This is a genomic window from Streptomyces sp. NPDC050704, from assembly GCF_040654355.1.
Lineage (GTDB): Bacteria > Actinomycetota > Actinomycetes > Streptomycetales > Streptomycetaceae > Streptomyces.
This window is the reverse complement of sequence record NZ_JBFAHW010000159.1, coordinates 1-19,481: the sequence shown is the minus strand read 5'-3', so window position 1 is coordinate 19,481 and position 19,481 is coordinate 1. Positions and strand designations below refer to the sequence as shown.

Genomic DNA, 19,481 nt, shown 5'->3' with positions numbered 1-19,481 from the left:
CATCTACCACGCCATCATCGGCAGCCTGGAGCAGGTCGGTCTCGCCACGGTGATCGCCGTGCCGGTCGGCGTGCTCACCGCGATCTACCTCGTGGCCCCCAGACCCCCCTTTCGGCCTGAACGGCCTCGTCCTCAAACGCCGGACGGGCTGAGGGGGGCGCTACGCATCCGCGGCTCGAACGGTTGAGCGACCAGCGGTAATGATTCGGCAAAAAGGAAATGGAGCAGGCAGCTCCGGTGTTCCAAGCCTTGGAGGGCGCTCCACGTCCTCCGTCCGGCATGCCCGCAGCAAGATCCGTGCAGGGTCAGCAGCAAGGAGGAACGCCACGTGAGCCAGTACGTGAGCAGGCTCGGGCGCCGCTCTTCGGCAGCCCCGTCGAGGCTGAGGCTGCACCGCAGGCCACGCCGCGTTGCGATGCTCTCCGTGCACACCTCACCCCTGCACCAGCCCGGTACGGGCGACGCGGGCGGCATGAACGTATACATCGTGGAGCTGGCCCAGCGCCTCGCCGCGATCAACATCGAGGTCGAGATCTTCACCCGGGCGACGACCGGCGCCCTCCCGCCCACGGTGGAACTCGCGCCCGGCGTCCTCGTACGGCATGTGGACGCAGGACCGTACGAAGGTCTCGCCAAGGAGGAGCTCCCCGCCCAGCTGTGCGCCTTCACGCACGGCGTGATGCAGGCCTGGGCGGGCCACCGCCCGGGTTACTACGACCTGGTCCACTCGCACTACTGGCTCTCGGGCCACGTCGGCTGGCTGGCCGCCGACCGCTGGGGCGCCCCCCTGGTGCACGCGATGCACACCATGGCGAAGGTCAAGAACGCCGCCCTGGCCGACGGCGACACCCCCGAGCCGGCCGCCCGCGTCATCGGCGAGACCCAGATCGTCCGCGCCGCCGACCGCCTGATCGCGAACACCTCCGAAGAGGCCGACGAACTCGTACGCCACTACGACGCCGAGTCCGGCAAGGTCGCGGTCGTCCACCCCGGCGTGAACCTCGACCGGTTCCGCCCGGCCGACGGACGCGACGCCGCCCGCGCCCGCCTCGGCCTTCCGCGGGACGCCCTGATACCCCTCTTCGCAGGTCGCATCCAGCCCCTGAAGGCGCCCGACGTCCTGCTGCGCGCGGTGGCCGTCCTCCTGGAGGAGCGGCCCGAGCTCCGCTCGAAAATCGTCGTCCCCGTAGTGGGCGGTCCGAGCGGCAGCGGCCTCGCCAAGCCCGAGGGCCTGCAGAAACTCGCCGCCCGGCTCGGTATCGCCGACGTCGTGCGGTTCCATCCGCCCGTCGGCCAGGACCAGCTCGCGGACTGGTTCCGGGCCGCGTCCGTCCTCGTGATGCCCTCCTACAGCGAGTCCTTCGGGCTCGTCGCCATAGAGGCGCAGGCGGCCGGCACGCCGGTGCTCGCGGCGGCGGTGGGCGGCCTGCCCGTCGCCGTCCGCCACAAGGAGACCGGCTTCCTGGTGCCCGGCCACGATCCCGCCGACTACGCGCGCGTGCTGGGCGAATTCGCCGACAACCCCGCACTCCCGGACCGGATGGGCACGGCCGCCGCCTGGCACGCCAGGTCCTTCGGCTGGGACACGGCGGCCGCGGCCACGGCGGACGTCTACACGGCGGCGATGCACGACCACCGCCGTCACGTACGCTCCCACCATGGCTGACGTACAGGCTGACGAGCAGCGGGCGGCGCAGGTCATCGAGGAGTTCCTGAAGGACGCCGAGCTCGAATGGGAGCGTCCTGAGCGCGGCAACTTCGTGGTGAAGCTCCCCGGCACCCGCAAGCTGTCGACGACCGTCTCGCTGATCGTCGGCCGGCACTCCCTCTCCCTCAACGCCTTCGTGATCCGGCACCCGGACGAGAACGAGGCCGGAGTGCAGCGCTGGCTCCTGGAGCGCAACCTCAAGCTCTACGGCGTCGGTTACGCCGTCGACCCGCTCGGCGACGTCTACGTGACCGGCAAACTGCCGCTGGCCGCGGTCACCGCCGCCGAGGTCGACCGCCTGCTCGGCTCGGTCCTGGAGGCCGCCGACGGCAGTTTCAACACGCTCCTGGAGCTCGGTTTCGCGTCCGCGATCCGCAAGGAGTACGCCTGGCGGACGTCGCGCGGCGAGTCCACGCGCAACCTGGACGCGTTCAGTCATCTGACTCAGCGTCCGACCAGCTGATCCAACCTGACCCAATGGTCCATATTAATTAACCATTGCACGACCCCTTCCTCCCTCTCGGGCGCCGTGGCATGCTCGCCGCTCACGCACATCTGAACGTCGTTCACATCCATGGAAGTCTCCATCCCTGGAAGGCGGTTCGGACATGAGCAACGGCTGTGAGGGCATCACCAGACGGGCCCTGCTCGGCAGTGCGACTGCCGTCGCGGCAGGCGCCGCGGCGGGCACCGCGACCGGCGGACCGGCGGCGGCCGCCACCTCCCGGCGGACCGCGGCGACCGACTGGCAGAACGGACCCCTGGCCCGTACGAACGCCGGTCAAGCGCCCATGGGCACAGATATGGGCACGGGCACGGGCGAAGTGCCCGCCCTCTGGCGCGAGTTCACCCGCACCCCCTTCACGCACCCACAGATCCCGTACGTCGGAAGGGCCGGCCAGCGCGCCGGGGCGGCGCACTTCCCCCGCCGCCCCGTCGTGGCCGACGTCCGCGCGTACGGCGCCACGGCGGACGGCTCGGCCGACTCCGCCCCGGCGATCAACCGTGCCGTCGCCGCCGCCGGAAGGGCCGGCGGCGGCACGGTTCTCGTCCCGCCCGGCACGTACCGCCTCGACGGCCTGATCCGCGTCGGCCACTCGAACGTCGTCCTGCGCGGCGCCGGCAGCGACCGTACGAAGCTGTACGCGACCAGGAACCTCACCGAGCTGATCGGCCTCTACGGGTCGCGCTACGGCGGCGACAAGTCGTCCTGGTCCTGGGCGGGCGGCCTCCTCTGGCTCTGCCCGGCGGACCGCTTCACCACCCTGACGACCGCCATCAGAGCGAGGGCATGGCCCTTCGAGGGCTGGACGGGCAACAAGCGCGACGAGTGGGAGACCCTCACGAGGGTCGAGCCCGCGGTCCGCGGTTCCTGGTCGGTCCGGGTCGCCGACGCCTCGCGCCTGAGCCCCGGCCGGCTCGTGCTCCTCCGCCTCGCCGACGACACCGGCCACACCCTCCTGGAGCACATGGCGGGCGGCGGCCCGGGCCCGGAGGCCTACTACTGGGACGACAAGACAAAGTTGACCAGCTACGTCCCGTACGAGTGGCCCGTGCGCATCGCGCGCGTGCAGGGCGAAAAGGTCACCCTGGAGCGCCCGCTCCCGCTCGACGTACGCCCGGAGTGGGACCCCCGCCTCACCACCCACGTCCGGGCCCTGACCGGCTCCGGGGTGGAAGGCCTCACCCTCGAAGCCGTCGAGACCCCGCAGGCCCCGCACCTCCTCGACCAGGGCTTCAACGGGGTCACGTTCCAGTGCGCGTACGACTGCTGGGCCGACGACATCGTCGTACGCCACATGGACAACGGCTTCGGCCTGGTGGCCGCCTCGGCCTGCACTCTGCGCAACACCCGGGTGGCGGGCCGGGGTTCGCACCACCCGTACTTCTGCCGCGAGGGCTCGCACGACAACCTCGTCGAGGACTTCACGATCGAGGGGCGCACAACCCCGGCGCCCGCCGGCACCCAACTCCACGGCATCAACGTCGAGGGCCTCTCCTCCTACAACGTCTGGTCGCGCGGCGACATGCGCATGGGCACCTTCGACTCCCACCGCGGCATGCCCTTCGCGAACGTCCGCACCGACATCACGGTCACCAACAACGGCCGCCACGGCGGGGACGCGAGCGCAGGGCCGCTCTTCGGCGCCCGCTTCACCCACTGGAACATCCGGGTCACCAACGCCCGCGCCGGCCTGATGAAGATCGACGGCCTCGCCCCGTACAGCGCCACGGTCGGCATCAACGAAGTGAGCGAGTTCGGCCAGATCGACGTACCCGACTTCACCGGAGACCTACACAGTCGGCTGGAGCTGTACGGCACCACGGACGTCGTACGACCGCGGAACCTGTACGAGGCTCAGCGCGAGCTGACGCGGTAACGCCCCGGGGTGACGCCCACCAACCGCTTGAAGTGGCGGGTCAGATGGGACTGGTCGTAGAAGCCGGTCGCGGCGGCCACCTCGCCCGGCGGCCGGCCGGCCAGCAGCAGGCGTCGGGCGCGGTCCACGCGACGGGACATCAGGTACTGGTGCGGGGCGATGCCGAACGCGCCGCTGAACGCCCGTACCAGGTGCGCCGGATGGGCGTGCACGAGCCGCGCGGCCTCGGCCAGGTCGATGCCCCGCACGAGACGCTCGTCGAGGAGTTCACGCAGCCGGCGGGCGAGCGGGCGGTCGGCCTGCGGGGCGTCCTCGACGAGCCGGGGGCGCAGATGCCCGCGCAGCCGCTCCCCGATCAGCGTCAGCCTGCTCTCCGCCTCCAGTTCGTCCCCGGGGTGCGCGAGGGCGGTGTGCAACTGCCCGACGCGCAGCCGCAGTACGGGGTCCACCAGGTCCGGCTCGTCCACCGCGGGGCCGATCAGGCTCTCGTCGAGCCGGCTCAGGTCCAGATAGAGGACGCGCTTGCGGAAACCGTGCTCGGTGACCGGCGAGCCGTTGTGCGGCACGTGCGGCGGCAGCAGCGAGACCGTGTCGTGCGGGGTGCCGTGCTCGTGCCGGTCGAGGTCGTAGCGCACGGCTCCGTCGTCGACGATCAGGAGGGTCCACGCGTCGTGTACGTGCATCGGGTACGCGTACTCGGTGAAGTGGGCGTGGAAGACCTCAACGACACCCGGCACGCGCGGGCGCCAGGCGGAGACTTCGCGCCGGACCACCATGCAAGAAACGTACAAGACGGGGTGGCAGGGCGGTCGGCAGTCTCGGGACATGAGCAGCGAACCCCTTCAGAACGCCCGGGCCCCCATCCGCTTCGACACCAAGATCGCCGTCCTGCTGCGGGAGGACCTGGAGCCCTGGCAGCGGCTGAACGTGACCGCCTTCCTGGTCAGCGGCCTGGGAACGGCCGTCCCCGAGGTGATGGGCGAGCCGTACGCCGACGCGGACGGGGTCGGCTATCTGCCGATGTTCCGCCAGCCCGTGCTGATCTTCGAGGCTACGAAGGAGACGCTGACCGCGGCGCACGGCCGGGCCCTGTCCCGTGCGCTCCCGCGCTCGCTCTTCACCTCCGACCTGTTCACCACGGGCAACGACCGCGACAACCGGGCGGCCGTACGGGGGCCGTCCCCACGGGTGACCTGGACCTGGTGGGGCTCGCGGTGTACGGGCCCCGGAACGGGGTGGACAAGGTGGTGAAGGGGGCGCGGATGCATCCGTGAGCCGGGGGAGTCGGGGGAGTCGGGGGAGTCGGCATGGCCACGCCAGGCCCGGCCCGGCCGGGACCCGGTGTGGCTCAGGCCGCGTTGACCTCGGGCTTCGTGGTCGCCGGGACCTCCGCCTCCCTGGCGGGTTCGTCCGCCGGCAGTCGCCGCATCAGCAGCCCGTACCCCGCCCCGGCCGCCGTACCGATCACCGCGCAGATGCCCCACAGCCACTCGGCCCCGTACCGGTCGATGACGAGGCCGGACATCAGCGGGGCGACGAGGGAGGCCACCGCCCAGGACATCGTGTACATGCCCTGGTAGCGGCCGCGGCCATGGGTGGGGGAGAGGCGGACGACGAGACTCGTCTGGGTGGGTGCGTTGACGATCTCGGCGAGGGTCCAGACGCAGACCGTGAGGGCGAAGACGCCGACCGAGCCGGCGAAGGCTGTGAGCCCGAAGCCGTACCCGGCGAGGAGGGACGAGAGGACGAGGAGGCGTCTCGGGTCCCGGTGTTCGATGAAGCGGGTGACCGGGATCTGCAGGGCGACGATGAGGACGCCGTTGACCGCGATCGCCAGGCCGTAGTCGGCGGGTGTGAACCCGGCCTCGCCCATCGCCACCGGCAGGCCCACGGCTCCCTGCTGGAAGATCAGCGCGACGAGGAAGGACAGGCTGACGACGCTCATGAAGCGGCCGTCGCGCAGGACGGTGCCGAGGCCGACCTCGGGGGCCGCCTTCTCGGCCGCGGTCCGCGTCGGCCTGGACTCCGGCAGCTTCGCGAAGACGACGATCGCGCAGATCATCGTCATCCCGGCCTCGATGAGGAACCCGGCGAGATAGCTGAACTCGGCGATGAACCCGGCCCCCATGGACGAGATCGCGAACCCGAGGTTGATGGCCCAGTAGTTGAGGGAGAAGGCCCGGACACGGTCCTCGGGCCGGACGATGTCGGCCATCATCGCCTGCACGGCCGGCCGGGAGGCGTTGCTCGCCATCCCGACGAGGAACGCGACCGCGGCGATCGCGAGCGGGTGGTGCATGAAGCCGAGCAGCGCGACGGAGACGGCGGTGGACGACTGGGCGATCAGGAGAGTGGGCCGCCGCCCGAGCCGGTCCGTCATGATGCCCGCGCCGAGGGAGGAGACGACTCCGCCGAGGCCGTGGAGGGCGGCGACGAGTCCGGCGTACGAGGCGGAGTAGCCGCGGTCGAGAGTGAGATACAGGGCCATGAAGGTGGCGACGAACGCCCCCAGCCGGTTGACCAGCGTGCTGGTCCACAGCCACCAGAACTCGCGGGGGAGCCCCGAGACCGATTCTCGGGTGGCACGTCTTATGGACGTGAGTGACATCGGGATCCCCCACCGGCAGTAAGTGTCTCAGCTGGCATGTAAGTGGCTCAGCTGCTGAGCAGAACTTACGAGTAGGTCGCTCCGGGAGGCCACTCAATTAACAGAAACCGTCAACTGTCTGGCCGCCCCGGGTGGGCCCGTGTCCGACTTCCGGGCGGGCGCGCGAGCGATTCGTGGGTTGGATTACGCTCGGGGCCATGGCCGACGCACCGTACAAGCTGATCCTCCTCCGCCACGGCGAGAGCGAATGGAACGCGAAGAACCTGTTCACCGGCTGGGTGGACGTCAACCTCAACGAGAAGGGCGAGAAGGAGGCAGTCCGCGGCGGTGAGCTGCTCAAGGACGCCGGCCTGCTGCCCGACGTGGTCCACACCTCGCTCCAGAAGCGCGCGATCCGCACCGCCCAGCTCGCCCTGGAGTCCGCGGACCGCCTCTGGATCCCGGTCCACCGCTCCTGGCGCCTGAACGAGCGCCACTACGGCGCCCTCCAGGGCAAGGACAAGGCCCAGACGCTCGCCGAGTTCGGCGAGGAGCAGTTCATGCTGTGGCGCCGCTCGTACGACACGCCTCCGCCGCCGCTGGACCGCGACGCCGAGTACTCGCAGTTCGACGACCCGCGCTACGCGACCCTCCCGCCGGAGCTGCGCCCGCAGACGGAGTGCCTCAAGGACGTCGTCGTCCGCATGCTGCCGTACTGGTTCGACGGCATCGTCCCGGACCTCCTGACCGGCCGCACGGTCCTGGTCGCCGCGCACGGCAACTCCCTGCGCGCCCTCGTCAAGCACCTCGACGGCGTCTCGGACGCCGACATCGCGGGCCTCAACATCCCGACGGGCATCCCCCTGTCGTACGAACTCGACGGCGACTTCAAGCCGCTGAACCCGGGCGGTACCTACCTCGACCTGGACGCGGCCGCGGCGGCGATCGAGGCCGTGAAGAACCAGGGCAAGAAGAAGTAGCCCGACTCGATCAAGCTCTTCAGCCCTCCGCCTGCGGATTCCCGCGGGCGGAGGGCTTTTCGGCGTGCCGGGGCCGGCTTCGGGCCGCTCATGGGCCGTCCGCCTGCGAAATGCTCTGCGCGAGTTGGCCCACGACGTCAAGGATCCACCGGCCGAAGGCGGTCGGGGCGATCAGCACCCCGAGCACCAGCACTATGGCAACGGTCAGAGTCTGGTCGGACCGGCTTCTGGCCTGTACGCGTCGACGTAGTCGCCAGACGACGACAACAGCCAGCAGCACCGCCACGTTGATCGTCAGTTCCACCCGGCCGGTCCGTGAGCAGGGCGTACGTCAGGTTCGACCGTCAGTCCTCAGGGGGCAGGAGTGGCTCATTCCGCTCACCGTGGCGACCCCCGCCCCCGCCGGGCCTCTCGCTAGCATCTGCCCATGCCGTTTCGTCGCAGCCATGACAGCTCTGACAGCCATGACGCCCTCGTCGGCCTGCCCCGTGATCAGCGAGCCGACGAGTATCCGATGCCGCCTGTGCCGTATGGGTGGTATGCCGTGCTCCGTAGCGACGAGCTGCGACCGGGCAGGGTCGTCAATCTGCACTACTTCGGGCGAGCCCTCATCGCCTTCCGCGGCGCGGACGGGCAGCCCGCCGTACGGGACGCCCACTGCCCGCACTACGGCGCGCATCTGGGCGTCGGCGGCAAGGTCGTGGACGGCACCGTGGAGTGCCCGTTCCACGGCTGGCGGTTCGGCACCGACGGCCGGTGCGCGCACGCCCCGTTCGCGGCCCGCACCCCCAAGGTGACCTTGGGCGGCTTCCCGGTCCGTGAGCACAGCGGGCTCGTCTTCGTCCACACCGGGCCGACGGCGCCGTCATGGGAGATACCGGAAATCCCGGAGACGGTCTCCAGGGACTTCGCCGCGCCGATCGACGACGTCTGCCGGGCGCGCATCCACATACAGGAGATGCGCGAGAACATCGTCGACGAGTCCCACTTCCACTTCATCCACGGCCAGAGCGAACCACCCGTCCAGCACCTGCGGCCCGACGGCCCCTTCGCCGAGGTACGCGGCCACATCCACCGGCGCGTACTCGGCCGGGACATCAACAACACCTTCGACTCGTTCATGTACGGACCGGGCGTCATGGTGGTGCGCGTCCACGGCCCCGTCCTCTCGGTGACCGCCGTCGCACTCACCACGCCCGTCGACGACCGTACGAGCGAGATGCGGATGCTGTACTACGTCCGCAAGCCCGCCCGGCTCCCGTTCCTGGTGCCCTTCCTCAAGTTCGCCTTTCGCGCGGAAGCCCTGAAAGAGGTGCGCGAGGAGGTCCGGATCTGGGACCACAAGATCCACCGACCGCACCCTGTCCTGCTCCCGCACGAGAAGGGCATCAAGGCGCTGCGCCGCTGGTACGCCCAGTTCTATCCGGCCGACGTACCGACGGCCGAAGCCGCCGCGGCGGACGAGAAGTCGTACCCGGCGAAGTCGGTGACCGGGACGTACCCGATCCGCTGATAGAGGGCGTTGCTGGTCGGGTTGGCCGCGTTCGTGAACAGCACGACCTCCGTGGCGCCAGCGGCGAGCGCGGCCCGGCTGACCTCGACCGTCGCGGCGCCCGCGTAGCCGCGGCCGCGCAGGTGGGCCGGGGTGTACACGGGGTCCACCTGGACCATCCGGCCGGCGACCATCGGGTTCACGCCCGCCATGGAGACGGGCGTGCCGTCCGGGGTCTCCCAGAACGTGTAGCTCTTGTCGGCGAAGCGGGTGCGGGCCCAGGAGCCGGCGTCCATGGAGACGACCTCCCCGACGTCCGCGGCGAACTCACGGCACCAGTCCATGAGTTGCTCATGGTCCTGCTCGCCCACGAGTCGGCCCCGGCCCGCCGGGAGCGGATCCGGCGGGGTGAGCGTGCCGAGGCGGTACAGGTGGAGCCGGGCACTGAGCGTGGGTGTCGCGCCCGTGTGCCGCTGCCAGGCCTCGGCGAAAGCGGTGGCGGTGGCGTGGTCCGCGCTGACGGACGGCAGGGGGTGGCCGAGGGCGGCCAGGTGGGCGGCGAGGGTGTCGGCCTGCTCGGGGGTGAGGGGAGTGAGGCTCAGGCCGCGGGGCGCGAGGCGGTGGAAGGTGGCGATGACCTCGCCCGCTCGCTCCAGTAGGCCGAAGACCTGGGCTCGGATGCCGTACGCGGCCGCCCCGCGGGTACGTAGTCTCTCGGTCCAGGTCAGCGGCATGATGTGCGGAACGGGTCGCGAGCGCAGGAACTCCCCGGCTCGGGCGAGAAAGTCGTCGACGTCTTCGGTGAGGTACCAGCCATCCGGGCGCATGCTTCATGATTTCTCACGCTGCGGGCGTGGCGGGCGGCCGGGTGGAGGAACATCTCCGACTCGGGGCACTGATCGGAGTGCTGATTGGGGCACTGGTCGGGGTGCTACGGGGCGCTAAGGGATCCAGATGCGTTCTTCGAGCCGGCCGAAGACGGCACGCCGGTGGCTGTCCTCCCGTTCCCAGGCCAGCCAGCGCTCATACGCCCCCGTCCCCTGGAGCCGGATGCCCCAGTAGCACATGGGGTCGAGGAACAGCACACCGCCGTACTCGAACCGGATCTCGGCCGCCCGGACGGTGCCGGCCGCCCGGTCGGACTCGTCGTTGAGGGCGTACCGGACCTGGGTGATGGCCTTGAGCTGACCGTCGTCGCCGAGGAAGTGCGACCCGTAGTCGCCGACGGCGAACTCGTCCTCGTCGAGATCCCAGTCGGCGCCAGGGGTCGGCTCGGACACCGGCCGGAAGGCGAGCTGTCCACCGCCGCCGCGGGCGTCCACCCGCAGATACCCCTCGTCGAAGACGAGGTAGACGGTGTCGCCCATGGGGGCGAAGCGCGGCACCGGGTCGTCGCGGTCGATGAAGCCGGGGACACGGACACCCCAGGCCCGTGCCCCGCGCAGGGGCGCGAAGACCTGCTCGTACTGCCCGTGCTCGGTCATGCCGGTGATCGTGCACGACGCGCGCCCGCCGCTCCACACGTTTTCCGGGGCTGGGGCCCTTCTGATGGATCTGCCCGTCCGCAATCTTCCACGGCAACCCGATCCCGGCCGGCCGGCGGGAACTCCGTCAGCCGGCCGCCTCGACGTACGACGCCAGGTTGGCCAGCGAGGAGGCGATCCCGGTCTCGTGGGCCGCTTGGTCGATGCCGGGTGGCACGTCCGTGGCGGTGACGGTCACCTCGGTCCCGTCACCGGCGGCGGCGAGGTACCAGGTCATCGTCATGGTGCCCGCGTACGACGGGTCGTCGGCCTCGAACACCGCCCGCTGCACCACGCGCTCGGGCGGCACCAGGTCGGCGAATCCCACGTCGACGACATCCGTCGCACCTGAGGTCTTGCCCGGGCTGTCGGAGGCGTCGAGGTAGGTGAGGATCATCCGGAACCCGCCACCGGGCCGGGGATCCCACCGCTCGACCCGCCCACGCATGCCGTCCGGCGGCAGCCAGGCCTCCAGCGACTCGCGGTTGAGGAGGGCGCCGTAGACAGTCGCCGGTGGTGCCGCGATCAACCGGCTGGCGCGGTCGGTCCTGCTCATGGCCCGATCCTAGGACCGATGAGGCACACGAGGAACGGCACACGAGGAACGGCACTCGACGAACAGCACTCGGCATTCGTGTGCCAACCTGCGGAATCCATGGGCAAGATGGCCCCATGACCAAGCTGTCCGCACTGTCCGCACATTCCGTACTGTCCACGCGTCGCGCCTCCCCGGGCTCCGTGTTGTCCCTGTGGTCGCGGGACTCGGTGTTGTCGATCGGCTCGGTGGGTTCGGTGTTGTCCATCGGGTCCGTCGGCTCGGCCCTGTCCGTCGGCTCGGTGGGGAGTGCCCTGTCGATCGGCTCGATCGGGTCCGCCCTGTCGCGGGTCTCGGCCGGGTCCGTGCTGAGCACGGGATCGGCGTTGTCCGCGCAGTCGCAGTGGTCCGTGCTGTCCTACCGTTCCACCCGCGGCTACCTGTCCGCCGGAGCCGTGGGAGCCGTGGGAGCGGTGGCCGCCGTCCTGCTGTTGGCTCGGACGCGGCGGTGAGTGTGACCGAGGTTCGCTGAAGTCCGGCCCGGAGTCCCACCGGAGTCCCAGGCTAGGGTCCCGCGTCATGCGACAGCGCAGGGTGGGGATCAAGTCGGCCGGCCTCGCGGTCCTGGCTGCGGCGGTGGTGGTGACGGTGGGGATCCCGGCCGGGTACTTCCTGGTCGTGTACGGGTGCGGCGAGAAGGAGGACCGGCTCGCGGCGGCGATCGCCGGGGACCCGGTGCTGGACGCCGGCCCGGCGGGGGCCGGGCAAGGGAGGCCGTACAAAGGCTGCGACGACGACGATCTGTGGGTGTACGCCGGGAACAGCTACTCCTACGGCGGTTCCCGCGAGAGCGCCCTCGTCCACTATCGGGACGCCGCTCAGGCAAACGGCTGGCGTCCGCGCGACTCGGCCTCCGCCGCCTCCGGTTCCGACTGCTTCACGAAGCGGATCGGGGGCACGACCGCGTATCTCGACGTGGAAGACGCGGGTGACGGTTCCGTACTGGTGGAGATCGTCGCGGACCGCACCGGTTCGGACTGGTGCTGAGACGAACTGAAACGAAGGGGCCCCGCACCTGAAGCGGGGCCCTTTCGTAGTCCTACGTACGCCGTACGTGAGTCAGCCGCACTGGCAAGGATTGCCGGACTGGCACCCGCAGCCGCAGCCCGAGCCGCAGCCGCAGGCGCCGAAGAGCGGCAGGTTCCTGACCTCGGCGGGCTGCTCGGTCTCGCGATCCTGGGTGGGGTCGGTCGTGGTGGGGGATTCGGCCATGGGTCCCTCCTCGAAGGCTTCTGCCTACGCCCATTGCACCCCCACCAGGCCAGGCGCATCAACGGCGCACAGAGGCTCAGCCGCTCCTACGCAATCACGACGCGCCCCCACCACGGAGTACCAAGGGGCGCGAGGCTGTGTCGATCATGCGGCTCCGCCGCGTGGGCGCGACCAGCCCCCACGCACCCGCACCCGCCCAAGCAGCGGACCCGGCACCCCCATGGGCGCCCGGCCCAACCGCCGGGGGCTCACGCTCCGTCCACAGCCGGCGCCGCGTTGATCTCGTCCGCGTGCTCGCCCGTCACCAGGTACACCACCCGGTTCGCCACCGACACCGCATGGTCGGCGAAGCGCTCGTAGTAGCGGCCCAGCAGCGTCACGTCGACGGCCGTCTCGATGCCGTGCTGCCAGCGGTCGTCCAGGAGGTGCTGGAAGAGGGTGCGGTGGAGGAGGTCCATCGCGTCGTCGTCCTGCTCCAGCTGGAGGGCGAGGTCGACGTCCTTGGTGATGATGACCTCGGCGGCCTTGGCCATCAGGCGCTGTGCGAGCTGGCCCATCTCCAGGATCGTGGCATGCAGGTCGTGCGGGATCGCGCGCTCCGGGAAGCGCAGCCGCGCGAGCTTCGCCACATGCTGGGCGAGGTCGCCGGAGCGCTCCAGGTCGGCGGACATCCGCAGCGAGGTGACGACGATCCGCAGGTCGGTGGCCACGGGCTGCTGCCGGGCCAGCAGGGCTATCGCCCGTGCCTCGAGCTCGTGCTGCAGATCGTCGACCTTCTGGTCGCCCGCGATCACGGTCTCCGCCAGCTTCAGATCGGAGTCGAGGATCGCCGTCGTGGCGCGACCGATCGCCGACCCGACCAGCCGGGCCATCTCGACCAGGCCTTCGCCGATCGAGTCAAGTTCCTCGTGGTACGCGTCCCGCATCAGGTGTCCCTCTCTCACGTCTCACGTCTGCTTCGGGGGGTTCAAAGTGGCTTGTGAACCCCACGCTCCCACGCTCCGGCCTGAACGCGTCGGTTTCCGACCCCCCAAATGAACCATCGCTGGCTCCCAGGTGAACTCTGGGCGACACCGCCCCTTCTCCCAGGTGGGTGCCCTATGCATCCCGGTCGTACGAAGTGAACCCGCATGGTCTCCAGGGTGAACTCTGGGCGACGAGTGTTCGAGTCGGCCCTCGGACGGCTGTGACGGGGGCGCACAGCGCGCCTAACCTGGAGACATGGACGTGAACGCGGCGGTCGCCGCAGCGGCAGCGATCGCCGGTGTACTCACCGGCGTCATCGCCACGCTGGCGTTCCGCTGGAGCGAGCGGGAGCAGAAGCGGCCCACCCGCACCTCGCTGCACACGGACCCGGTGCTTCCGCCGGGCGTGGACACGGTCCTGTCCGTGCTGCGCTCCTCCGCAGTCGTGCTCGACGAGGCGGACGCCGTGGTCAAGGCCAGCTCCGCCGCGTACGCCCTCGGGCTGGTACGCGGCGGGAAACTGGCCGTCGAGCCGATGCTCCTGATGGCCCGGGACACGCGGCGGGACGGGGAGATACGACAGGTCGAGCTGGACCTGCCCCGGCGCGGCACCGGCCGCGGCGAAGCCCTCGCCGTGTCCGCCCGCGTCGCGCCGCTCGGCTCCCGGCTCGTACTGCTCCTCGTCGAGGACCTCACCGAGGCCCGCCGTATCGAGGCCGTACGACGCGACTTCGTCGCCAACGTCAGCCACGAGCTCAAGACCCCCGTAGGCGCGCTCTCCCTCCTCTCGGAGGCCGTGATGGGCGCCTCCGAGGACCCGGAAGCCGTGGAACGGTTCGCCGGGCGCATGCAGATAGAGGCCACCCGCCTCACCAACCTCGTCCAGGAACTCATCGACCTCTCCCGGGTCCAGAACGACGACCCCCTGGAGGACGCCGAGCCCGTACGCGTCGACGAACTCGTCGCCGAGGCGATCGACCGCTGCCGCCACCAGGCCGGCGCCAAGCAGATCACCATGGCCGCCGGAGGCACCGCCGACCTCAGCATCTGGGGCAACAGGGGCCAGCTCGCCGCGGCTCTCGGCAACCTCGTCGAGAACGCCGTCAACTACTCGCCCGCCCGCACCCGGGTGGGCATAGCCGCGCGCCGGGTGACCGCGCCCGGCGGAGAGCTCATCGAGATCGCCGTGACCGACCAGGGCATCGGCATCTCCGACAAGGACAAGGAGCGCGTCTTCGAGCGCTTCTACCGCGTCGACCCGGCCCGTTCCCGTGCCACCGGTGGTACGGGACTCGGCCTGGCGATCGTCAAGCACGTGGCCGCCTCGCACGGCGGGGAGGTCACGGTGTGGAGCTCCGAGGGTCAGGGCTCCACCTTCACCCTGCGGCTGCCGGAGGCGGGTGCGGCCCGCGACCGCGCGACCGGCCACACGACCGGCCACCCGCCCGGTCATCCGCCCGGCCTCGACGAAGAGGACGACGCCGGGCAGTCCGACGGGACGACCACCGTCACATCCCCGTATGAACCGCATCCTGCCCCGGAGGTCCTTCCGTGACCCGAGTGCTCGTCGTCGAGGACGAGGAGTCCTTCTCCGACGCCCTGTCCTACATGCTCCGCAAAGAGGGCTTCGAGGTCGCGATCGCGACCACCGGGCCCGACGGCCTCGACGAGTTCGAGCGCAACGGCGCCGACCTCGTCCTCCTCGACCTGATGCTGCCCGGCCTGCCCGGCACCGAGGTGTGCCGCCAGCTGCGCAGCCGTTCCAACGTCCCGGTGATCATGGTCACCGCCAAGGACAGCGAGATCGACAAGGTCGTGGGGCTCGAAATAGGAGCCGACGACTACGTCACCAAGCCCTTCTCGTCGCGCGAGCTGGTCGCCCGTATCCGGGCCGTCCTGCGCCGCCGCGGCGAGCCCGAGGAGGTCACCCCGGCCGCCCTGGAGGCGGGCCCGGTCCGGATGGACGTCGACCGCCACGTGGTCACCGTCTCCGGCTCCAAGGTCGACCTCCCCCTCAAGGAGTTCGACCTCCTGGAGATGCTGCTCCGGAACGCGGGCCGCGTGCTCACGCGCATGCAGCTCATCGACCGGGTCTGGGGCGCCGACTACGTGGGCGACACCAAGACGCTGGACGTTCACGTCAAGCGCCTTCGCGCCAAGATCGAGCCGGACCCGGGCGCGCCGCGGTACCTGGTGACGGTTCGTGGACTCGGGTACAAGTTCGAGCCGTAAACCGCCACCTACTGAGCACAGCACGGCCGAAGGGCGGTACCCCTGGAGAGGGGTACCGCCCTTCGGAGTCGTGCACGTGCGTGCGTATCTGCATACGCACGCGTACGTCAGTGGTCCGCGGACTCCTGCGAACCCGTGGCCGGCGAGCTCGACGACGCCCCGCCGCTGACGCCCGCTCCGGCCTCGCCCTCCGCTCCGGCCTCGCCCGCACCCTCACCGGACTCCGGGTCGGCCGGCGAACCCGACACGGAGTCCGACGGAGACGCGGACCCGGCGGGCTCCCTGGGCGTTTCCGAGCCCGGAGCCTTCGGAGCCTCCGTCGGGCCCCACTCGGAGAAGTAGCCCTCGGCCGGGTGGACGAACGCCTCCAGCTTCACGTCACCGGTCGTGCTGAAGGTGAAGGTGACCGGCTGCGCGTCGCCGTCCTTGAAGGCCTCGCGGCTGCTCTCCAGTACGGCGGAGGCGTTGCCCTTGCCGCCGAGGATCACCGAACCGCCGGCCGGGACGGTCAGCCGTCCTGAGCCCTTCGCGGGCTTGAGCTCGGCGGGCTTGCCGATGCCCTCCACGGTGATCGACTCCAGCGTCTGGTCGCTGCGGCCGGTGTTGAACACCGTCGCGGAGACCACGGCCGGACCCGTCGACTCCAGTTCGGGCTGGGTGATGACTACGGCGTTCTGGATCTTGATGTCGCCGACGCTGATGGCCGCGTTGTCCGGCTTGACCTCCAGCGTCTGGGCCTGGTTTCCGGCAGCGCACGCGGCGAGCGAGGCGATCGAGAACGCGGTGGCGGCGGCGGCGAGGGCGCCGCGTCGAAGGCTGCTGCTCACGGCGGCGGCAACTCCTTGAACGTGGGCGAAGCAGAGCGGCTCCGGAATAAAGCCGCCCTAAGGGTCGGTCAGCGGCCTTAGGTTACCGAGCCGTTCCCGTGCCGCCGCACCCGACCCGCCTCTACGCCCCTTCGGGCACCGGCCGTACGTTCCTTCAGGCGCCGCCGGCACCGGCCGTCGCCCCGTGCTCCCGCCTGTCACTCATCGCCGAGCCTCTCTCGCGAACGCCTCTCACGAGCGCCTCTCGGGCCCCATTGGCCGCACATGGTCCGCCATTCACATAAGCAGCCCCCAGTAAGTCCCTCCGGCGGGGGCTTGCGGATTTCCCGTAAGGAATGCATGGGGTGTCAGGAGAATTGATCTTCGGCCGATCTTCGGTTGATCTCCGGATGGTGTTCGGTGGATCCGCGGCCGCCGTGATCAATTCCGGATTCGCCTCGCACCCGACTCCGGTCGCCGAACGGAGTAGCGCACGCCAGGAGCTCGGAACCCGACAAATCCGGACGTTCGGGCACGCGAACGGGGCTTCGGGGTGTTGTAACGTGCGCGTTTCACCTCACTCGGAGAGCCGCTCCGACCTGCGAATACCGCCTTCCGCGGTCCCTCCGAAGCACGTTCATGTTGCGATTGTCAAGCCCCGAGATATGCCCTGACCTGCGAAAACGCCATTCAGAACACGCCGTTTCCGTGTTACCCTGGATAGCCACGGAAGGGGTACCTGTCACATGACGTTCAAGGTTGGCGACACCGTGGTCTATCCCCATCACGGGGCCGCGCTGATCGAGGCTATCGAAACTCGCCAGATCAAAGGCGTGGACAAGACCTACTTGGTGCTGAAGGTCGCTCAGGGCGACCTGACGGTGCGTGTGCCAGCGGACAATGCGGAGTTCGTCGGCGTACGTGATGTGGTCGGTCAGGACGGGCTGGACCGGGTCTTCGAGGTACTGCGCGCGCCGTATGCCGAGGAGCCCACGAACTGGTCGCGTCGTTACAAGGCAAATCTCGAGAAGCTCGCCTCCGGTGATGTCATCAAGGTCGCGGAAGTAGTCCGTGACCTGTGGCGTCGTGAGCGCGAGCGTGGACTCTCCGCCGGCGAGAAGCGCATGCTCGCCAAGGCCCGCCAGATCCTGGTGAGCGAGCTCGCCCTCGCGGAGAACACGAACGAGGACAAGGCCGAGGCCCTGCTCGACGAGGTCCTCGCGTCCTGACGCCCGTCACGCTCTGATCGCTTTCCTTGACCAGAGGCGAAACGAGCGGTTCGGCGTTAATGAAATGCCGCGGTGCCCGATGACGTAATTACCGTACGTAATTGCTGTCGCCGGGCGCTGCGGCATGTCCACGCTCGGACGTCGTACGGATCGTACGGTCGCAGACCCACCGATTCACGGGAACCCCGCTGAATCACGGCTGAATCACGGGCATCGATTCATGGACCCGAGACCCCGATACTTGGCCCCCGATACTTGGCGTGCCGGGCCCGGGCAGCTGTCTCGACCGGATGTCACGGAAGGGTCCGGTCAAGGCGTCGCGCCCGGCACGCTGTGGCCATACCCACGTAGCCCGAGCACACAAACCTGACAGGAACCGATGTCTGACGATTCCCGCCCCACGCCTTCAGGGAGCCGTACCGCGGCCGTGATTCCGGCCGCCGGCCGGGGCGTGCGCCTCGGGCCGGGCGCCCCCAAAGCGCTTCGAGCGCTGAACGGCACCCCCATGCTCATCCACGCGGTGCGCGCCATGGCCGCGTCCCGTGCCGTCTCCCTCGTCGTCGTCGTGGCCCCGCCCGACGGGGCCGCCGAAGTGAAGACGCTGCTCGACGCGCACGCCCTGCCCGAGCGCACCGACTTCCTCGTCGTGCCCGGCGGAGACACCCGGCAGGAGTCCGTGCGACTCGGGCTCGACGCGCTGCCGCCCGGCATCGACATCGTGCTCGTGCACGACGCGGCACGTCCGCTGGTGCCGGTCGACACGGTCGACGCCGTCATCGAGGCCGTCCGTGAGGGCGCTCCCGCGGTCGTCCCGGCGCTGCCCCTCGCGGACACCGTCAAGCAGGTCGAGCCCGCGGCCGCCGTCGGCGAACCCGAGCCCGTGGTCGCGACGCCGGAGCGTGCGCTGCTGCGTGCCGTGCAGACCCCGCAGGGTTTCGACCGCGACACCCTCGTACGCGCTCACGAGACCGTCACCGACAACGTCACCGATGACGCGAGCATGGTGGAGCAGCTCGGTCTTCAGGTCGTGGTCGTGCCCGGGCACGAGGAGGCCTTCAAGGTCACCCGGCCGCTGGATCTGGTGCTCGCGGAGGCGGTTCTGGCGCGGAGGAGGCTGAACGATGGGTTCTGAGACCGGGGCCTCGGCCGGGGCCGGTGCCGGGGCCGGCATGCCCGTGCTGCCGCAGGTCGGCATCGGCACCGACATCCATGCCTTCGAAGAGGGGCGGGAGTTGTGGTGTGCGGGGCTGAAGTGGGAGGGGGAGGGCGCTGGGCTCGCCGGGCACTCCGACGCGGACGTCGTCGCGCATGCCGCCTGCAACGCGCTCTTCTCGGCGGCCGGGATGGGGGATCTGGGGCAGCACTTCGGGACCGGGCGTCCCGAGTGGTCCGGGGCTTCCGGGGTCACGCTTCTGACTGAGGCCGCGCGGATCGTGCGTGACGCCGGTTTCGTCATCGGCAACGTGGCTGTGCAGGTTGTCGGGCCCCGGCCCAAGATCGGTAAGCGTCGGGACGAGGCGCAGAAGATTCTGTCGGAGGCGGTGGGGGCGCCGGTCTCGGTGTCCGGCGCCACGACGGACGGGCTCGGGTTTCCCGGGCGGGGGGAAGGGCTGATGGCGGTGGCCACGGCGTTGGTCGTGCGGGTGGGTTGAGCGGGCCTTTTCCGCCCCCGCCGCCCCTACCCATACCCGTCCCCTGGGGGCTGCGCCCCCAGACCCCCGCTTCGGCCTGAACGGCCTCGTCCTCAAACGCCGGACGGGCTGAAGATGCC

General features: G+C 70.2%; 22 protein-coding genes and 1 pseudogene. 14 read left to right on the top strand and 9 right to left on the bottom strand.

The window, feature by feature from the left end; translation table 11 throughout:
- From AB0I18_RS47145 to AB0I18_RS47130, 4 genes are all read left to right on the top strand, one after another.
- Positions 1-187: hypothetical protein (locus AB0I18_RS47145; RefSeq protein ID WP_363112010.1), on the top strand; the 187-nt coding region annotated here is incomplete at its 5' end.
- Between the two features lie 141 nt (positions 188-328).
- The gene (mshA, locus tag AB0I18_RS47140) at positions 329-1,666 is read left to right on the top strand and encodes a D-inositol-3-phosphate glycosyltransferase (protein WP_363112007.1); all 1,338 of its coding nucleotides are present in this window, start codon (positions 329-331) and stop codon (positions 1,664-1,666) included.
- Complete coding sequence (locus tag AB0I18_RS47135) at positions 1,659-2,171, top strand: YbjN domain-containing protein (protein WP_363112006.1); 513 nt, start codon at positions 1,659-1,661, stop codon at positions 2,169-2,171. Before mshA ends, AB0I18_RS47135 begins: the two co-directional genes overlap by 8 nt.
- A gap of 328 nt (positions 2,172-2,499) precedes the next feature.
- The gene (locus AB0I18_RS47130) at positions 2,500-4,089 is read left to right on the top strand and encodes a glycosyl hydrolase family 28-related protein (protein WP_363112009.1); all 1,590 of its coding nucleotides are present in this window, start codon (positions 2,500-2,502) and stop codon (positions 4,087-4,089) included.
- Here the strand turns inward: AB0I18_RS47130 and AB0I18_RS47125 are convergent.
- Positions 4,068-4,865 (bottom strand): AraC family transcriptional regulator, encoded by a 798-nt coding sequence (locus tag AB0I18_RS47125; RefSeq protein ID WP_363112005.1) that lies wholly within the window; start codon positions 4,863-4,865, stop codon positions 4,068-4,070. The genes AB0I18_RS47130 and AB0I18_RS47125 overlap by 22 nt on opposite strands.
- A 49-nt stretch (positions 4,866-4,914) precedes the next feature.
- Here AB0I18_RS47125 and AB0I18_RS47120 point away from each other — a divergent pair.
- Positions 4,915-5,363: pseudogene (locus AB0I18_RS47120) on the top strand (DUF2000 domain-containing protein).
- Between the two features lie 74 nt (positions 5,364-5,437).
- On the opposite strand, the gene AB0I18_RS47115 reads toward AB0I18_RS47120, so the two are convergent.
- Positions 5,438-6,697, bottom strand: coding sequence for an MFS transporter (locus AB0I18_RS47115; protein ID WP_363112004.1), 1,260 nt, complete (start codon positions 6,695-6,697; stop codon positions 5,438-5,440).
- A gap of 197 nt (positions 6,698-6,894) precedes the next feature.
- Between AB0I18_RS47115 and AB0I18_RS47110 the strand changes: the two genes are divergently transcribed.
- The gene (locus AB0I18_RS47110) at positions 6,895-7,656 is read left to right on the top strand and encodes a phosphoglyceromutase (RefSeq protein ID WP_363112003.1); all 762 of its coding nucleotides are present in this window, start codon (positions 6,895-6,897) and stop codon (positions 7,654-7,656) included.
- 88 nt (positions 7,657-7,744) lie between these two features.
- On the opposite strand, the gene AB0I18_RS47105 is transcribed toward AB0I18_RS47110, so the two are convergent.
- A complete protein-coding gene (locus tag AB0I18_RS47105; RefSeq protein ID WP_363112002.1) occupies positions 7,745-7,960 on the bottom strand; it encodes a hypothetical protein in 216 nt (71 codons plus the stop codon).
- A gap of 123 nt (positions 7,961-8,083) precedes the next feature.
- Between AB0I18_RS47105 and AB0I18_RS47100 the strand changes: the two genes are divergently transcribed.
- On the top strand, positions 8,084-9,169 hold the full coding sequence (locus AB0I18_RS47100; RefSeq protein ID WP_363112001.1) for a Rieske 2Fe-2S domain-containing protein: 1,086 nt from the start codon (positions 8,084-8,086) through the stop codon (positions 9,167-9,169).
- Here AB0I18_RS47100 and AB0I18_RS47095 read toward each other — a convergent pair.
- From AB0I18_RS47095 to AB0I18_RS47085, 3 genes are all read right to left on the bottom strand, one after another.
- On the bottom strand, positions 9,076-9,975 hold the full coding sequence (locus AB0I18_RS47095; RefSeq protein WP_363112000.1) for a GNAT family N-acetyltransferase: 900 nt from the start codon (positions 9,973-9,975) through the stop codon (positions 9,076-9,078). The two genes, AB0I18_RS47100 and AB0I18_RS47095, sit on opposite strands and share 94 nt — an antisense overlap.
- Before the next feature lie 114 nt (positions 9,976-10,089).
- Complete coding sequence (locus AB0I18_RS47090) at positions 10,090-10,632, bottom strand: hypothetical protein (RefSeq protein ID WP_363111999.1); 543 nt, start codon at positions 10,630-10,632, stop codon at positions 10,090-10,092.
- A gap of 127 nt (positions 10,633-10,759) precedes the next feature.
- Positions 10,760-11,227 (bottom strand): SRPBCC family protein, encoded by a 468-nt coding sequence (locus AB0I18_RS47085; protein WP_363111998.1) that lies wholly within the window; start codon positions 11,225-11,227, stop codon positions 10,760-10,762.
- Positions 11,228-11,343: 116 nt separating this feature from the next.
- On the opposite strand from AB0I18_RS47085, the gene AB0I18_RS47080 reads away from it, so the two are divergent.
- Both AB0I18_RS47080 and AB0I18_RS47075 read left to right on the top strand, forming a co-directional pair.
- Positions 11,344-11,718 (top strand): hypothetical protein, encoded by a 375-nt coding sequence (locus AB0I18_RS47080; RefSeq protein ID WP_363111997.1) that lies wholly within the window; start codon positions 11,344-11,346, stop codon positions 11,716-11,718.
- Positions 11,719-11,785: 67 nt separating this feature from the next.
- Positions 11,786-12,253, top strand: coding sequence for a hypothetical protein (locus tag AB0I18_RS47075; protein WP_363111996.1), 468 nt, complete (start codon positions 11,786-11,788; stop codon positions 12,251-12,253).
- A 72-nt stretch (positions 12,254-12,325) separates the two neighbouring features.
- Here AB0I18_RS47075 and AB0I18_RS47070 read toward each other — a convergent pair whose 3' ends face one another.
- Positions 12,326-12,478 carry a hypothetical protein gene (locus tag AB0I18_RS47070; protein WP_363111995.1) on the bottom strand — a complete coding sequence of 51 codons (153 nt, stop codon included), beginning with the start codon at positions 12,476-12,478 and terminating at the stop codon, positions 12,326-12,328.
- Positions 12,479-12,726: 248 nt separating this feature from the next.
- Positions 12,727-13,404, bottom strand: coding sequence for a phosphate signaling complex protein PhoU (gene phoU / locus AB0I18_RS47065; RefSeq protein ID WP_363112008.1), 678 nt, complete (start codon positions 13,402-13,404; stop codon positions 12,727-12,729).
- Between the two features lie 295 nt (positions 13,405-13,699).
- On the opposite strand from phoU, the gene AB0I18_RS47060 reads away from it, so the two are divergent.
- Together AB0I18_RS47060 and AB0I18_RS47055 are read left to right on the top strand one after the other, a co-directional pair.
- Positions 13,700-14,998, top strand: a complete 1,299-nt coding sequence (locus tag AB0I18_RS47060) for an ATP-binding protein (RefSeq protein ID WP_363111994.1) — start codon at positions 13,700-13,702, stop codon at positions 14,996-14,998.
- Entirely contained in the window at positions 14,995-15,675 is a 681-nt protein-coding gene (locus tag AB0I18_RS47055; RefSeq protein ID WP_033322296.1) for a response regulator transcription factor, read from the top strand. The genes AB0I18_RS47060 and AB0I18_RS47055 overlap by 4 nt, the downstream gene beginning before the upstream one ends.
- Before the next feature lie 107 nt (positions 15,676-15,782).
- Here the strand turns inward: AB0I18_RS47055 and AB0I18_RS47050 are convergent, their stop codons facing one another.
- Positions 15,783-16,502, bottom strand: a complete 720-nt coding sequence (locus AB0I18_RS47050) for a DUF461 domain-containing protein (protein ID WP_363111993.1) — start codon at positions 16,500-16,502, stop codon at positions 15,783-15,785.
- A gap of 725 nt (positions 16,503-17,227) precedes the next feature.
- Here AB0I18_RS47050 and AB0I18_RS47045 point away from each other — a divergent pair.
- From AB0I18_RS47045 to ispF, 3 genes are all read left to right on the top strand, one after another.
- Complete coding sequence (locus AB0I18_RS47045) at positions 17,228-17,710, top strand: CarD family transcriptional regulator (protein WP_003953493.1); 483 nt, start codon at positions 17,228-17,230, stop codon at positions 17,708-17,710.
- Positions 17,711-18,089: 379 nt separating this feature from the next.
- Entirely contained in the window at positions 18,090-18,842 is a 753-nt protein-coding gene (gene ispD, locus AB0I18_RS47040; protein WP_363111992.1) for a 2-C-methyl-D-erythritol 4-phosphate cytidylyltransferase, read from the top strand.
- The gene (gene ispF / locus AB0I18_RS47035) at positions 18,832-19,362 is read left to right on the top strand and encodes a 2-C-methyl-D-erythritol 2,4-cyclodiphosphate synthase (protein WP_363111991.1); all 531 of its coding nucleotides are present in this window, start codon (positions 18,832-18,834) and stop codon (positions 19,360-19,362) included. Before ispD ends, ispF begins: the two co-directional genes overlap by 11 nt.
- The last annotated feature ends 119 nt before the right edge of the window (positions 19,363-19,481 follow it).

What these genes read in the sequence shown, in the direction of transcription:
- AB0I18_RS47135 (WP_363112006.1), top strand. Translation starts at nt 1,659, where the DNA reads ATGGCTGACGTACAGGCTGACGAGCAGCGGGCGGCGCAGGTCATCGAG.
- AB0I18_RS47130 (WP_363112009.1), top strand. Translation starts at nt 2,500, where the DNA reads ATGGGCACAGATATGGGCACGGGCACGGGCGAAGTGCCCGCCCTCTGG.
- AB0I18_RS47125 (WP_363112005.1), bottom strand. Translation starts at nt 4,865, where the DNA reads ATGGTGGTCCGGCGCGAAGTCTCCGCCTGGCGCCCGCGCGTGCCGGGT.
- AB0I18_RS47115 (WP_363112004.1), bottom strand. Translation starts at nt 6,697, where the DNA reads ATGTCACTCACGTCCATAAGACGTGCCACCCGAGAATCGGTCTCGGGG.
- AB0I18_RS47110 (WP_363112003.1), top strand. Translation starts at nt 6,895, where the DNA reads ATGGCCGACGCACCGTACAAGCTGATCCTCCTCCGCCACGGCGAGAGC.
- AB0I18_RS47100 (WP_363112001.1), top strand. Translation starts at nt 8,084, where the DNA reads ATGCCGTTTCGTCGCAGCCATGACAGCTCTGACAGCCATGACGCCCTC.
- AB0I18_RS47095 (WP_363112000.1), bottom strand. Translation starts at nt 9,975, where the DNA reads ATGCGCCCGGATGGCTGGTACCTCACCGAAGACGTCGACGACTTTCTC.
- AB0I18_RS47090 (WP_363111999.1), bottom strand. Translation starts at nt 10,632, where the DNA reads ATGACCGAGCACGGGCAGTACGAGCAGGTCTTCGCGCCCCTGCGCGGG.
- AB0I18_RS47085 (WP_363111998.1), bottom strand. Translation starts at nt 11,227, where the DNA reads ATGAGCAGGACCGACCGCGCCAGCCGGTTGATCGCGGCACCACCGGCG.
- AB0I18_RS47080 (WP_363111997.1), top strand. Translation starts at nt 11,344, where the DNA reads ATGACCAAGCTGTCCGCACTGTCCGCACATTCCGTACTGTCCACGCGT.
- AB0I18_RS47075 (WP_363111996.1), top strand. Translation starts at nt 11,786, where the DNA reads ATGCGACAGCGCAGGGTGGGGATCAAGTCGGCCGGCCTCGCGGTCCTG.
- AB0I18_RS47070 (WP_363111995.1), bottom strand. Translation starts at nt 12,478, where the DNA reads ATGGCCGAATCCCCCACCACGACCGACCCCACCCAGGATCGCGAGACC.
- phoU (WP_363112008.1), bottom strand. Translation starts at nt 13,404, where the DNA reads ATGCGGGACGCGTACCACGAGGAACTTGACTCGATCGGCGAAGGCCTG.
- AB0I18_RS47060 (WP_363111994.1), top strand. Translation starts at nt 13,700, where the DNA reads ATGGACGTGAACGCGGCGGTCGCCGCAGCGGCAGCGATCGCCGGTGTA.
- AB0I18_RS47045 (WP_003953493.1), top strand. Translation starts at nt 17,228, where the DNA reads ATGACGTTCAAGGTTGGCGACACCGTGGTCTATCCCCATCACGGGGCC.
- ispD (WP_363111992.1), top strand. Translation starts at nt 18,090, where the DNA reads ATGTCTGACGATTCCCGCCCCACGCCTTCAGGGAGCCGTACCGCGGCC.
- ispF (WP_363111991.1), top strand. Translation starts at nt 18,832, where the DNA reads ATGGGTTCTGAGACCGGGGCCTCGGCCGGGGCCGGTGCCGGGGCCGGC.